Source organism: Caniella muris (genome assembly GCF_943193035.1).
Taxonomy (GTDB): Bacteria; Actinomycetota; Coriobacteriia; order Coriobacteriales; family Atopobiaceae; genus Granulimonas; species Granulimonas faecalis.
Map to the genome: position 1 here is coordinate 933,676 of NZ_CALPCK010000001.1, position 14,761 is coordinate 948,436.

The 14,761-nt window shown below is 70.8% G+C and carries 4 protein-coding genes; 1 reads left to right on the plus strand and 3 read right to left on the minus strand.

What is annotated here, in order from left to right; all coding sequences use genetic code 11:
* The first annotated feature begins 4 nt into the window (after positions 1 to 4).
* Positions 5 to 1,300 carry an O-acetylhomoserine aminocarboxypropyltransferase/cysteine synthase family protein gene (locus tag NFR49_RS04105; protein WP_251158381.1) on the plus strand — a complete coding sequence of 432 codons (1,296 nt, stop codon included), beginning with the start codon at positions 5 to 7 and terminating at the stop codon, positions 1,298 to 1,300.
* 58 nt (positions 1,301 to 1,358) lie between these two features.
* Here NFR49_RS04105 and NFR49_RS04110 read toward each other — a convergent pair whose 3' ends face one another.
* From NFR49_RS04110 to NFR49_RS10135, 3 genes are all read right to left on the minus strand, one after another.
* Entirely contained in the window at positions 1,359 to 2,576 is a 1,218-nt protein-coding gene (locus tag NFR49_RS04110; protein ID WP_251158382.1) for a hypothetical protein, read from the minus strand.
* A 110-nt stretch (positions 2,577 to 2,686) separates the two neighbouring features.
* A complete protein-coding gene (locus NFR49_RS04115) occupies positions 2,687 to 8,482 on the minus strand; it encodes a DUF11 domain-containing protein (RefSeq protein WP_251158383.1) in 5,796 nt (1,931 codons plus the stop codon).
* Between the two features lie 394 nt (positions 8,483 to 8,876).
* A complete protein-coding gene (locus tag NFR49_RS10135; RefSeq protein WP_275557131.1) occupies positions 8,877 to 14,627 on the minus strand; it encodes an isopeptide-forming domain-containing fimbrial protein in 5,751 nt (1,916 codons plus the stop codon).
* Positions 14,628 to 14,761 lie beyond the last annotated feature (134 nt).

The following is a 14,761-nucleotide window of genomic DNA, read 5'->3' on the forward strand; positions in this document are numbered from 1 at the left end:
ACCCATGAGCGACTTCCGCCACTTCGAGACCCTGCAGGTGCACGCCGGCCAGGAGGCCCCCGACCCCGCCACCGATGCCCGGGCCGTGCCCATCTACGCCACCACGAGCTACGTCTTCCCCGACTCCGAGACGGCCGCCGGCAGGTTCGGCCTCAGCGCGCCGGGCAACATCTACTCGCGCCTCACCAACCCCACGGTGGCGGTGCTCGAGGAGCGCGTCGCCGCGCTCGAGGGCGGTGTGGGCGCCCTGGGCGTGGCCACGGGTTCGGCTGCCATCACGATCGCGCTGCAGAACGTCGCGACCGCGGGCTGCCACGTGGTGGCCTCCACCAACCTCTACGGCGGCACCCACAACCTCCTGGAGCACACCCTGGCCGAGCAGGGCGTCTCCACCACCTTCGTGGACCCGGCCGACCTCGACGCCGTGGCCGCGGCCGTCACGCCCGACACCCGCGCCCTCTACGCCGAGACCCTGGGCAACCCCAACTCCGACGTGCTCGACATCGAGGGCTGGGCCGACGTCGCCCACAGCCACGGCCTGCCCCTCGTCGTCGACGCCACGTTCTCCACGCCCTACCTCGTGCGCCCCATCGAGCACGGCGCCGACGTCGTGGTGCACTCCGCCACCAAGTTCCTGGGCGGCCACGGCACCGTCATGGGTGGCGTCATCGTGGACGGCGGCACGTTCCCCTGGGCCGAGCACGCCGACCGCTTCCCCGGCCTCGCCAAGCCCAACCCCAGTTACCACGGCACCGTGTTCACCGACGCCTGCGGAGAGGCGGCCTACGTGACCAAGGCCCGCGCCACCCTCCTTCGCGACCAGGGCGCCACGCTCTCGCCCTTCAACGCGTTCCTGCTGCTCCAGGGCATAGAGACCCTGTCGCTGCGCGTGGAGCGCCACGTGTCCAACGCCCTGGCGGTGGTGGCGCACCTGAAGGACCACCCCCAGGTGGAGCGCGTGACGCACCCGAGCCTCTCCGAGGGGCGCGCCCGGGAGCTCTACGACCGCTACTACCCCGGGGGCGGCGGCTCCATCTTCACCTTCGACATCAGGGGCGACGCCGGGGACGCCAAGCGCTTCACCGAGAGCCTGGAGCTGTTCTCGCTGCTCGCCAACGTGGCGGACGTCAAGAGCCTGGCCATCCACCCGGCCAGCACCACCCACTCGCAGCTCTCGGAAGACGAGCTGCTGGCCGCGGGCATCAGGCCCACGACGGTGCGCCTCTCCATCGGCACGGAGCACATCGAGGACATCATCGCCGACCTCGACCGGGCCTTCGGGCGGGTGGCCGCCCGCTGACCGGGCGCCCGCTCCGGCGGGCGCACGTAGCGCCGGGCCTCCACGGCACGCCCCGGCGCTACGTGCTGCGCATGAAGCTCTTGGTGGGCAGGTGCCTGCCCACGTGGCCCACCACGAGCTTGCGGCGCTCCTCGTCGAACAGGAAGTAGATGCGCAGGGCCCCGTCGGCGTAGTTGCCGGAGTTGCCCACCTTGACGTGGTTGGTCATGAGGCGGTCGCGCCCCTGGTAGCGGAAGGTGCGCGCCCTGCGGCAGCTCTCGATCTCCAGGGTCTCGCGGCTCTCGTTGGCCGCGTACTGGAAGCCCGTGCGGTCGCGGAAGTCGCGGCTGATCTGGACGTCGGCCTCCTGGAACTTGAGGGGCCACATGACGTCGTGCATGGCGATGAGGGCCTCCCAGTAGCGGTCGAGGTCTCCCCCGTGGTAGTTGGCGGCCGCCTCGAGGGCCGACGGCAGGAACTCCACCCGGTCCTGGAGGCCCGAGAAGAGCCGCACCTCCTCCACGAGGGAGTGCGGGATGGTGCGGATGGCGTCGAGGGGGCCGCTGACGGGTCCGAGGTCGACCTCGGGCTCCCGGCCCCGGAGCTGGGCGAGCTCCGCCCCCAGGCGTCGCACCTCGTTCTCGAGACGGGAGACCTCCCGGGCGTGGTCACGCTCGGCCTGGGCGCGGGAGGCGCGCTCCTGCTCCAGCTGGCGGCCCGCGTCGCGCACGGCGGCGAGCTCGGCGACGAGGTCGTCTATGCGGGCCGCGGCCGCCCGGGCCTCCCTGCGGGCCGACCGGGCGTCGGCCTCGGCGGCGCCGAGACGCTCGGACGCCAGGGAGCGCCCCTCGTCGCGGCCCCTCTCCAGGGCCTCCCGCTCCCGTCGGGCCCCCTCGCGGCGCTCCCGGTCGAGGGCCCGGGCCACGGCCTCCCGGGTCTGGGACGAGGCGGCCGCCGTGGTGCGGGCGAGGGCCTCGGACAGCGACGCCACCTTGGCCTCGAGCTCGCCGCAGCGGGCCTCGAGCAGGGCGATGCGGGCCGCGTCCCCCTGCCCTGCCCTGCGGGAGAACCCCTCACGGAGGCGCTCGAGGTCTGCCCGGGCCGTGGCGGCCGCCTCCGACTCCCGGGGGCCGGCCTCCTGGGCCACGAGGTCCTCGGGCCAGGGCACCTCGAGGGGCGGCCTGCCGGGCGCCCGGAAGAGGCCGGCCTCGCAGGGGCCCGGAAGGTCGGGGCCCGGACCTTCCGGGGCGCCGCCCCCGGGGCGGGAGGCCGCGAGGGACTCCCGGATTGTCTCCAAAATCTTATCTGTTTCCATGTGATTGATTCTACCACGGCCGCGAACGGGGACGGCCCCCGGTGCCGAGGGGCGCCGGGGGCCGTCAGGGAACGCGCGGGGAAACGGGGGCCTCAGCGCCCGCGGCGCCGCCCCTCCACCACCGTCACGGCCCCGGCGCAGGCGAGGGCCGCCAGGAGCGCCCAGCCGTAGGTGGCGGCCTGGTCGCCGGTCACCGGGACGATCGCCCTCAGGCGCTGGGAGAGGGTGGCCCTGATGGGGCTGCCGGTCTGGGGCAGCGTGGCGCCGGGGGCCGGCCGCGACACCTCGGGGCGCACGCCGTCCGGGTAGGCCACCTCAGAGGAGGCCGCCGTGGAGGCGTCGAGGCCGCCGTAGATGCCGAGGAGGCCGCCGACCTCGCGCCGGTCGCCGATGGGGGCCGACCCGCCGTCGCGGATCACGCCCTCGGTGGCACCGGACGGGTCGGTGCCCAGGGCCGAGGCGGTGTTGGCGATGTCGGTGCCCACGGCCGCCTCCTCCACGAGGGCGTCGAAGACGAGGGTGACGGTCTGGCCGCCGTCGACGGCGCCCACGGCCACCGACACGTCCCCGGAGACGGGGTTGTAGACGGAGTCGGGGCAGGGCATCTCGGTGCCGTCGGGAAGCACCAGCTTGAAGCTGCCGGACACCGGGGTGACGCCGGCGGGCATCTTGTCGTAGAGGGTCACGTCGTACCAGCGGGTCCAGGGCTCGTCGCCGTTGGTGAAGGCCACGGTGTAGCGGATGGTGTCGCCCACCAGGACGGTGCCGGCCTCGCGACCGGAGAGGTTCTCGGCGGTCTTGGTGCAGGAGAAGCGGCTGTGGTCGGGGTCGCCGGGGACAACCTCGTGGACCACGTCGTCGATGAAGGAGGGGTCGGTGGGGGCGACCTTCACCTCCTCGTCGTCGGGCACGGGCAGCCCGTCGCGGACCTGCTCCTCGGTCTCCTTCTCCACGTCCTCCCAGGTCTTGTCGTGGTCCTCGGGGTTCCACGGGCCCGGGGTCTCGGGCTCGGGCCCCACGGAGGGCGGGCCGTCGGGGTTCTCGGGGTCGGGGGTGACGGTGGCGGAGGGCTCGGTGCCGAAGGGGGTGGCCACGTTGCCCTCCACGTCCGCGGTGAGGGCGTCGGGGGTGACGGTGCAGTCGAAGGTCACCGACGCCGACGAGACGCTCACGAGGTCGCCGAGGCAGAAGCCCAGCACCCGGGTGGCGGGGTCGAAGTCGCTGGAGAACTCCGTGAGCTCGGTGCCGTCGGCCAGGGTGACCCGCGCCGAGCCCGGGACGTAGGCGAGGCCCACCGGCAGCGCGTCGCGCACGACGACGTTGTACCAGGCGCCGCCGGGAAGGGTGTTGGAGACCGTCACGGTGTAGCGGATGGTGTCGCCCACCAGGGCCACGGATTTGTTGGGGCGCCGGTCGTGGCCCGGCGTCACGTTGACGGCCTTCTTGGTGCTGACGATGTCGCCGTCGGGACGGGGGTCGACGTCGGAGGGCACCGGGACCAGGTCGTGGTCGTCGCGGTCCTCGGGCTCTGGGCGCATGTCGGGGGTGATGGGCACGGTCACCACCACCTCGACGCGCTCCGGGGTGCCGTCGGGGCCGGGGCGCTCCACGGTCACCGGGATCTTGACCTCGGTGGCCTCGGGGTCCTCCTCGAGCTTCTTGCGGATCTGCTCCTCGAGCTCCTTGGCGATGTCCTCGGGGGTCACCGGGTCGGGGTCGTCGCCGAAGATCACGACGCGGTCACCGGGCTGGATGGGCTCCCTCACGGGCGGGGCGTCCGGGTCGTCGGGGTCGCCGGGGAGCTCGGCCTCGTCGAAGGGGCTGCCGGGGACCACCGGGCCCACGGGCACACCGGGGGCGTCCGGCTCGTCGTCGGGGTCGTCGGGGTCCGGCGTCTCGTCGATGAGGTCGCCGCCCAGGATGTCGACGGCCTTGTCGGGGTCGGGCTCGGGGTCGGGGTCGCCGGGCTTCTCGGGGGCGGGCTTGGAGGGGTCGACCGTCACCAGGGCGTCGTCCACGGGCATGCCCTCGGCCGGGAAGCGGGTGTCCCACTCGAACTGGTCGGGGTTGACGCCGTAGATACCCGAGGCCTTGGAGGTGCTCGCGAGCTCCAGGGCGCCGTGGCCGGGGTCGAACAGGTCGGAGTCGACGGTCACGTCGAGCGTGAACCGCCAGGACTGCCCGCCGAAGAGGGTCGGGAGGCTGTCGACGACCACCTTGCCGTCGACGACGCGGGGGTTCTCGATGACGGTCTCGGTGCCGTCGGGGGCCACGGCCACGAGGGACTTGAGGGTGGTGTCGCCCGGGATGCCGAGCTCGTAGACGGGGTTGATGCAGGCCGAGTCGGCGGCGGTGTTGGTGGCGGTGACGGTGTAGCGCATCACGTCGCCGGGCCTCACGGTGCCGTCGTCGCGGGTGGTGTCGTAGGCGGTGGCGGTGAGGGTGAGCTCGGGCTTCTTGGCCAGGTCGGGGAAGACGTAGACGTCGAAGCTCCTGGAGGCGCCGCTGTAGGCGCCGGTGCCCTTGACGGTGGCGGTGATGGTGGTCTTCCCCGCCGAGAGCACCCGGGCCCGGGCCCCCACGCCGTAGTCGGTCTTGTTCTCCACATAGGTGCGGTCGGTCATGGCGTCGTTGGGCACCACCGAGATCACGGCCGGGTTGGAGCTGGTGAACTCCACGTCGCCGATGGAGTTGGTCTGGAGGTAGAGGGGGAACCAGTCGGGGTTCTCCTTGACCACGTTGCCGTCGTCGTCGAGCTCGTCGCGGAAGGCGGAGACGTCGGTGCGGTCCTCGGTGCCCATCCTCGTGCCGTCGGGGGCCGTCCAGTCGCGCTCGTGGTCCTCGTCGAGCCTGAGCTTGGCGTCGTTGGCGGCCAGGTCGCCCTCGGCCAGGCCCTCCCCGTTGGGGATGTAGCCGGTGCCGCTCTCGTTGAACAGGCGCATGTCGGGGGTGGCCAGCTCGATCTCGACGGCGCTGTCGTCGTTGGCCGACTCGTAGTAGTTGACGTAGGCGGAGTCGTTGTGGGCGGGCGCCCAGGGCTTCTCGTCGTCCTCGGAGGCCGCCGCGGCCTCGTCGCGGGGACCGGCGTCGGCGGAGGCGCTGGTGTACTCAACCCGCACGTGGTGCTCGTTGCCCTCGGAGCTCTTGTCCTCCAGGCCGAAGGCCTCGAGCTGGGAGCGGGTGAGGTCGAAGTAGGCCATGGTGTGCTCGCGGCCGCTGCTGTCGGAGACGATCCAGGCGTGGGTGAAGGACGCGTCCTCGAGCCGGTCGCGGTCGACCTCGATCACGCCGCCCAGGTCCTCGGGCACCGCGCGGTCGTCGATATAGAGCTGGAGGCGGCCGGTGGGGGCCTTGCAGGAGGTGCGGCTCATGGTGGAGCCGTCGGGGTAGGAGTCGCCGAAGGGCAGGGAGCCGCTGGTGACGTCAACGGGCACCACCAGGTGGTTGTTGGTGGCGGTGTTGTAGTTGCCGGCGTTGTCGTCCTGGGCCCAGGTGGGGGCGGTGTACTCCTTCCTCACCTCGTTGCCGTCGGCGTCGGTGGTGGAGAGGACCACCGGCTCGCTGAGCTCCCAGGAGGTGATGGAGCACACCGGCGAGATGACCGCGCGGCCCGTGGCGGAGTGGCCCCAGTAGGTCTGGGAGAACAGGGTGTTCTCCTTGTACTGCTCGGAGCGGACCTCGATGTCGTAGAGGCCGGCGTCCGCCGGGGTCCTGGTGCCGGTGGTGGCGGCGCTGATGGGGTTGCCGTCCTCGTCCATCTGCTGGTAGTTGTATTTGATCTTCTCGTTGTTGTCGAGCTGGCCGCCGGCGGGGTTGTCCACCTTGATCGGCGTCTTGGAGACGTCCACCTTCTCCAGGGGCTCGCCGTCGTAGTACTTGCTCCAGTTCTTGGTGACGAACTCCTCGTCCAGCTCGAAGCTCTCCCACTCCTTGGCGGTGGTGTCGCCCGAGCCGGCGGAGCCCTGGGGAAGGGTCGTGTTGGAGGTGAGGAGCTTCTCGCCCACGTAGTAGGAGAAGTTGGCGTCGATCTGGTGTGACGTGTTGGTGCCCCTGGGGAGCCACAGGTAGAGCTTGCCGTCGTTGAGGTTGGCCGGGGCGCCGTAGAGCGGGTCGGTGAGCATCTTGTCGAGCAGGAGCTCCCAGCTCTCGAGCTTGGCGTTGAAGTCGGGGGTGACGCCGGCCGCGTCGGCCATGGCCTGGATCTTGGACTTCACGTCGATGGTGAGCATGGCCACCTTCTTGGTGCGCTCGAGGTCGCCGTAGGCCAGGCCGTCGTTGTCGTTGCCCTGGAAGCGGGTGCAGTTGACCGACCCGCCGGTGATGACCACGTAGCCCTGGCTGCCGCCGATCTCGAGGAAGCTGCTGTTGCCTCCCCAGTGGGGCAGCAGGGTGCCGCCGGTGATGAGGATGGTCCTGCCGGTGTTGGTGCCGCCGCAGCCCTGGCCGAAGGCGTTGCTGTGCTCGGCGCCCCACGCCTCCACGAAGCCGCCGTTGACGGTGATGTCGCCGGCGATGGTGTGGTTGGCGGTGCGGGAGATGATGGCGTCGCGCAGGGGCCAGGTGCTGGTGTTCCTGGACATGCCGCCGGTGTAGGTGCACCCGCCGCCGATGGCCGCGCCGTGGAAGGAGGCGTAGGAGTCGACGGTGCCGCCGTTGAAGGTGATGGCGGTGCCGCCGCCGGCGTGACCGCCGCCGATGGCCGCGCCCGAGCCGTTGCTGGCCTTGTCGTTGGAGTAGACGTGGAGCTCGCCGCCGTTGAAGGTCATGTCGCCGCTGTTCTCGATGGGGCCGCCGCCGATGGCGGCCGACCGGATGCCGCTGTAGACCCACAGCTGGCCGGGGTCGCGGCTCTCGAGGTTGGAGAGGCTCGACACGAGGTCCTTGCCCACACCCGTGGAGGTCTGGGTCTTGCCGTCGCGATCAACGTAGGTGGTGCCGGCCGGGATCATGCCCTGGGCGGGCACGATGGGCTCTCCCGACACGTCCTGGTTGAGCACCTCGTCGTCGACCACGAGCACGGAGCCCTCGCCGCAGCGCAGGCCCGGGAACATGTAGGCGGCCGATGTGCTGGACCCGGTGTCCAACGTGGAGTAGTAGGAGTTGCGCAGGGTGTTGGTGGTGCCGTCGGCGAGGATGAGGTGGACCGTGGTCTTGTCGGCCACGTCGTCGCCCGACACCTCGACGGTGCCGTTGCCGGAGACGGTGGAGTTGGTGGCGATGTCCATGGGGAACTGGCCCTGGATGTTCACGCCGGCGAAGGTGATGGTGGCGTCGACCCCGGGGGCGACGCGGATGCCCGTGGCCACGGCGGTGCCGGACCCCGCGGCGTTGCGGATGGTGTAGGCTCCGTCGGTCTTGATCACCAGCATCGTGATGGCGCGGGTGTCGGTGGAGGTGACGGGGAACCGGCGGCCGTCCTGGTACTGCAGGTCCTCGTTGGACCCGCGGCCGACGCGGGTGTAGGTGACGTTCTCCAGGGCGTAGCTCGTCCCCGGGGTGCCGCCGGCGATGGAGAGGCCGCCGTAGTCGGTGAAGCCGTCGCCGACGTCGCGGGGCTCGGGGAGGCCCTCGGAGGCCGCGGCCACCGGCTCCTCGGCGGGCGCGGGGTCGTCGGAAAGGCCCTGGGGGTCCGGGCCGGCCGGCTCCTCGGCGGGCGCGGGGTCGTCGGCCCCGTCGTCGGCCTCGTCGGCCGGCCCGTCCGTGGTGCCGTCGGTCTCGTCCTCACCGTCGGTCTCGTCGACGGACCGGGTGTCCACGGGCACCTCCGGCGCCACCTCCATGGCCTCCGCCAATGCCGGTAGGCAGGCTCCGGGCAGACAGAGCTCAAAGGCCAAGAACATGGAGAGCAGGAACGCAAAGGGACGGTTTTTGGGTGTTCGCGCGTTCATTGGGTCACCTCCGGGTCGCGCACCGTCATGGGGACGGCGAGAGTGCCATTTTTCCTGAGTATCTTCTGAATATACTCTCTAGTCCCTTGTTTTCAAGGTGCATTTAGATTCTGTAAGAAAGCAGGAAACGAGAAGAGCCCATGCCCCTGCCGCACCGACGGTTTGGTGGTTTTCCCTGCGCAGGGGGCCAAAAACCACCAAACAACGCGTTGTTTGGTGGTTTAGATCAGGGATCGTACCGAAAAGTACCAAACGACCGAGAAGGGCCTCCTCGAGGGGGCGGGTGGGACAAAAGTGTCCGGGTGATGGGACAGGCAGGGGGAGGGCCGGCGCCCCAGGTGCGGGTGCCGGCCCTCCCCGGTCGGGCGGTGCAGGTTCGGACGGTGTCGGTGGGTCAGCGTCGGCGCCGCAACGCCACCGTGGCGGCCACGGCGCAGCAGGCCAGGCCCACCAGCGCCGGCACGATGGCGGCGACGTCGCCGGTCACGGGGACCAGTCCCCTACCGCCGGTGACGGGCAGCACGCGGGCCTTGACACCCTCGCGGGCACTCACCCGCTCGGAGGGGTAGACGGCGTCGCCGCTGTTCACCGAGAGGCTGCCGGAGTCGGTGAGGAAGGCGTCCCAGCCGGCGGGCGGGTCAAAGCGCGTGCCCGGCACGAGCGGGACCCGCTCGCCGTCGCCCATGTCGGAGGGGAGCGTGGCGAAGGCGCGGGCGACGTTGCCCACGTCGGCACCCACGGCCTCGGAGGTGACCTCCACCTCGAAGGTGAGCACCGCCTGTCCCCTGCCGAAGACGTCGCCGGCCACCACCGACAGGCGGCGGGTCGCCGCGTCGTAGACGCCGCGGCAGGCCACGGAGCGGCCGTCGGCCGTGACCAGGCGGACGGTGGACTCGTCGACGGCCAGGCCGGCGGGCACGGTGTCCTCGATGACCGCGTCGTAGACGGCGGAGCCGGGGGTGTCGTTGGCCAGGGTCAGGGTGTAGCGCACCCGGTCTCCCACGTAGGTGTTGCCGTCGGTGCTGGTGAGGTTCTTGGCCGTCTTGGTCAGGGTCACGGCGCCGTCGGCGGGGTCGGTCACGTCGCTCACGGGGATCTCATGGGTGGCGGGCAGCGTGGCGAGCCCCTCGGTGGCGAGGAACGCGGCGAGGGTGCCGGAGGGCACGAAGGCCTCGGAGACCTCGGGGTCGGCGGAGTCGAGGTCGTAGTAGCTCGGCTTCATGCCGTGGCCCCAGGCGCGGTCGAGGATGGTGCGGGCCGCGGCCTCGGGGCCCACCACGGCATCGTAGACGAGGCGCACCGAGGTGCCCGCGGGCATGTGGCCCGAGCGCACGCCGATGGTGCGGGTGGCGTCCACATAGGCGCCGTCGGCCACGGCGTAGCGCAGGTGGCCGTCCTCGGTGACCTCGGGCGAGGCGACCGGGGCGACGCCGTCGGCGAGGGCGAGCAGGCTCACGGGCGCCGCGGTGTCGGGCACCTCGACGTGGATGGAGCCGGGAACCACCGTGAGGCCGTCGGGGACGATGTTGCGCAGGACGGTGTCGTAGAGGGCCGTGTGGTCCTGGGTGTTGGTGAAGGTGGCGGTGTAGCGGATGGTGTCACCCACCATGGTGCGGGAGATGTCGCGGGTGAGGTTCTCGCCGGTGAGGGCCATGGCGAGACCGTCCTCGTCGGGGTCGGCCGGCATGACGCCGCCGGACTGACCGGGCGTCACCGGGTCGCTGGGCTCGGGCGTGGGCTTGTTCTCCGGATAGGTGTCCCAGTCGAAGTCCTCCCACGGGTCGTAGGTGGGATCGTCCGGGTCCACGCCGGCGGGCGGGTCGGGCACGAAGGGGTCGCCGGGCTCGGGCTTGGGCTTGGGGGTGGGCGACGGGTCGTCGGGGTTGTCGGGATTATCCGGGTTGTCAGGGTTGTCGGGGTCGTCCGGGTCGTCGGGATTGTCCGGGTCGTCGGGGTCGGGGGTGGGGTGCTCCTCCTCCCACTTCTCGGTGGGGGTGGTGCCAAAGGCAAAGGCCACGTTGGCGCCCTCGGTGCCCTGGGCGTCGGGGGTCACCCGGCAGGTGAAGGTGAGCTTGGTCGACTCACCGCCGTAGAGGTCGTCCACGTAGACGGCGATGGTGCGGGTGGACTCCACGTAGACCGCGTCGTCCACGGGCTGCTCCGTGCCGTCGACCCGGGTGAGCACCAGGGTGCCGGGCACGAGCTCGAGGCCCTGGGGCAGGGTGTCGCGGATCACCGGCGAGTACCAGGCGGTGTCGACCCCCTTGTTGGCGAGGGTGATGGTGTAGGAGATCTCATCGCCCACGAGAGCCCGCTTGGCGTCGGGATGGGTGAGGTTGGCGGCCTCCTTGGTCACGGAGATGTCGGCCTCGCCGTCGGGGTCGTCGGGGTCGGGCACGACCACGGGGTCCTTGGGGATCACGGGCAGCGACGGGATGGTGCCCGGGTCGACGGGGTTGGGGTTGTCGGGGTCGTCGGGGTCGGGGGTGGGGTCGTCGCCCACGATCACGATGTCGTCGGGGTTGTCCGGGTCGAGGGGCTTGGGCGTCCCGGGGTCCTCGCCGGGGAGCGGGTCGGGGTTGACGCCCCAGGAGCCGCCGCCGCCCGGGGTCGGGTCCACAGGCTTGGGGTCGTCGGGGTCGACGGGACGGTCGGCGGTGCCGCTGTTGAGGGTGGCGACGAAGCGCAGGGTGGTGGACTGGCCGCCGTACACCGTGCCGGCGCCGGCCGAGACCGTGGTGCCGCTCAGGTTCCAGGCGTCGTCGGCCAGGTCGCTCCAGTCGAGGCCCTCCCAGGCAAAGCCCTGCCCGGCCGCGGCCGCGTAGAAGGCGGAGGTGCCCAGGGTGGTGGGGACGTCGGGCGTGGCGTAGTTGGCCGCCATGCGCACGGAGTCCTCGTCGAGGGTGAGGCGGCTGTCGAGGGTGTCCAGGAGGGTGGCGGCCTGCCACGCGGACCCCTCGGTGAGGTTCAGGCCGGTGACCAGGTACTCGATGCGGTCGCCGGGACGGGCCGGCTGGCCGGGATGGTCGAGGTTGCGCGTGACCATGCGGATCTGGACCTTGGGCTTGATGGAGGGGTCCGGGGTGATGTTGACGGTGAGGATGTAGCGGGTGCCGGTGTAGAGGGCATTCGCCCCCTGCTCCATCACGATGGTGGCGGTGCCGCAGCTGTTCACCTGGACCTTGATGTTCTCGAGGTCGATGGAGCCGTCCTCGGCGCGGACGATGTCGGCCACGGCGGCGTTGGACGTGGTGCACGTGACCTTGGCCGAGGAGCTCGACTGGAACTTGAGGTTGAAGAAGTCGGCGATCTCGGCGTCGTTGCTGTGGAAGGAGCTGTAGGACGCGGTGATGGTCTTGCGGACCACCAGGGTCTTGTCATCGGGGTCCACGGGGTCGTCGGGGTCGTCGGGACCGGGGTCGGGGGTGGGCTCCACCTTGATGGGGTCGTCGGGGTCGGGGACCACGTCGCCGGTGGGCGGCACCGGCACGATGAAGGTGTCGTCCTCCTTGGCGTTGTCGGGGTTCTTGTCCACACCCTGGATGTAGTTCTTGTCGGCGATGTACTCGATGTTCACCGTGTGCTCGCCGCCGCCCGCGGCCGACTCGAGGATGTCGAGGAGGCCGTCGCGGTTGGCGGGGTCGAGGTAGTAGGTGACCTTGGTGGCGTGTCGGGTCTCGGTGCCGCCGGTCTGGGAGCCCACCGTGATGTCGGGCCACTCGATGGTGGAGAAGGCCGAGGCCCCCACCCCCTCGGCGGTGAGGACGATGGGGTCGCCCACCTCCTTGCCGTCGATACGCACCTGGAACGAGCCTGTGGGGGCGGCGCAGGTGAGCGCCGTGGTGTTGGCGCTGCGGATGTTGAAGGTGAGCTTGAGGCGGTTGCCGGCCTGGCCCGCGGCGCTGTCCTGGGTGATCTGGGTCCAGGTGCCGTCGTCGGCCAGGTGGCCCCACTCGACGCCCTCCATGGTGAGCACGGCGGGCACCGGGTTGATGGTGGCCACGCCCTTGGCCTGGTGGCCCCAGTAGCTCGAGGTGTAGGCCGGGTCGTTGGCGTACTGGTAGGAGGTCATGGTCACCTGGAAGCGACCGGTGTCGGTGGGCAGGGTGGCGGCGCCCTCCTCGGACTCGGCCCCGTCGGGCACCCACTCCCCGTCCTCGTTCTCCTTGAGCATCTGGTACTTGAACTTGACGTCGTCACCCTTGTTGAGCAGCTCGGTCAGGGTCTGGTCGCCCACCTGGCGCACCACCTCGATGGGATGGGCGGCGTCGACCACCAGGGCCGGGAAGGGCAGGCCGTCGTAGTCCTTCTCGAGGGTCTTCTGGTACTCGTCCGGGAAGGGGAACTCGATGTAGCGCTTGACGGTCTGGGTGGTGTCGGAGGTGGAGGGCTTGGCGATGTAGAGGGGGTCGATCTTGGCCACGGTGCCGTCGTCCTTGCGCACCGACATCTCGATGCGCACCTCCTTCTCGGCGTTGGGGGCGGCCACCCACTCGGGCAGCCACAGGTAGAGCTTGCCACCCTCGAACTCGGTGGGGGCGCCGTAGTTGGCGTCCTCGCCGCCGATGAAGAGCTTGAAGTCCTCGAGCTTCTCGTTGGTGAGGTGCTCGGCGGAGGTGGAGAGGTCCACGGTGAGCATGAAGACCTTGTCCTCGGCGGGCAGGGAGCCGCCGAGGGCGGTCACGTCGCTCCACGTGGTGACTCCCTGGGTGTTGTAAGCGGTGTTGCCCACGCCGGTGAACTTGCTCTTGTCGGAGACGTAGACCGAGCCACCGGTGACGATGGTGTAGCCGCCGGTGCCGCCGATGTCGAACTTGCCGGAATAGGAGGAGGGGTGCAGGGTGCCGCCGGTGATGCGGATGATGCAGTTGGTGGCCGTGGTGCCGCAGGCGCCGCCGAAGGCGTTGCCGTGCTCGTAGCCCTGGGAGGTGAGGTAGCCGGCGTTGATGTAGATGTTGCCGCAGGTCTTGTTCCCTCCCCCGGCCACCGCGCCGGTCTGGGTGGCCACCGCGCCGCTGGCCCACCCGGCGCCGATGCCGGCGCCGTGGTAGGAGCCGTAGGCGGCGATCCGGGCGCCGTTGAACCACATGTTGGTGGCGCCGCCGGCGGCGCCGGCGCCGATGCCGGTGCCAGAGCTCCAGTTCTGGTTGGCGTTGGTGCCGCCGTTGTTGGCGTGGCCGCCGGCACCGTAGGCGGTGATGACGCCGCCGTCGAAGATCATGTTACCGGCGTTCTCCTGGGACCCGGAGCCGATGGCGGCACACCCGCCGCCGCCCCGCACGACGAGCTTGCCGGGGTCGGGGCTCGCCAGACGGGTGACCGGGTCGCCCTGGGCGACGGCCGTGCCGTTGTCCAGGGTGGCCGTAGTGTCCACCACGCCGTTGAGCACCTCGACGTGGGTGGAGCCGCTCCAGTTGGCCACCGAGTCGTCGATGTAGAGGGTGGAGCCGGCGCCGCAATGGATGCCGGCGCAGAAGACCGAGCTGGGGCTGCTCACCGTGATGGTGTTGGTGGTGCCGTCGGCCAGGAAGAGCCTGAGGGTGGTGCCCGTGCCCATGAGGTTGATGGGCGAGCTGTTGGTGTTGGACGTGATGGTGGCACCGTTCAGGGTGATGTTGGCAGAGGCGCCCTGCTTGATCTGGACGGTGCCGTTGGTGAGGGTGCCCTTGAAGGTGAGGGGCGTGCCGGTCTGCACCACCACGGTGGTGCCGGAGACCGTGTAGTCCACGCCCGCGGTGCCGCCGGAGATGACGAGCGATCCCACGGTGGTGTCGGCCGCCTGGGCCACGGGGGCGTCGTCACCCTCGGCCACGGTGGTGGGAAGGGCGGCGAGCAGGTCCGCCGCGGCGGGCACGGCCACCTCGGAGGGGGTGGGGGCCTTCGGGGCGGCGGCATCGTCGCCCTCGCCGTTACCCTCGCCGTCGACGGCCCCGTCGTCCGGGGCGCCCTCCTCGGGGGCGGCGTCGGGAGCGGCGTCCTGGGGCTCGTCGTCGCCGACGGGCTCCACCACTACCGTAGAGTCACCCCCTCCCGTCATCTCCTCGGCGATCGCCTGCAGGCTTGCGCTGGGAACCAGCATCTGCAAGACGAGCAGGAGCGAGAGCACGAATGCAAATGTGCGTTTTCTTGGGGTGGATGCATTCATCTCGGAACCTCCGTTGGCCGCGGCACGTCCCGTGCCGCAGGCGACGACCTCTACAGAGCATTTCTGACTCTGCTCTGAAAAAATACTACTTTCAAGGGACACTCAGATTTCAGTCGGCAAACGGAGGGGAAGAG

Excerpts from the sequence above, each read along its gene's own strand:
- NFR49_RS04105 (WP_251158381.1), top strand. The coding sequence starts at position 5 with ATGAGCGACTTCCGCCACTTCGAGACCCTGCAGGTGCACGCCGGCCAG.
- NFR49_RS04115 (WP_251158383.1), bottom strand. The coding sequence starts at position 8,482 with ATGAACGCGCGAACACCCAAAAACCGTCCCTTTGCGTTCCTGCTCTCC.
- NFR49_RS10135 (WP_275557131.1), bottom strand. The coding sequence starts at position 14,627 with ATGAATGCATCCACCCCAAGAAAACGCACATTTGCATTCGTGCTCTCG.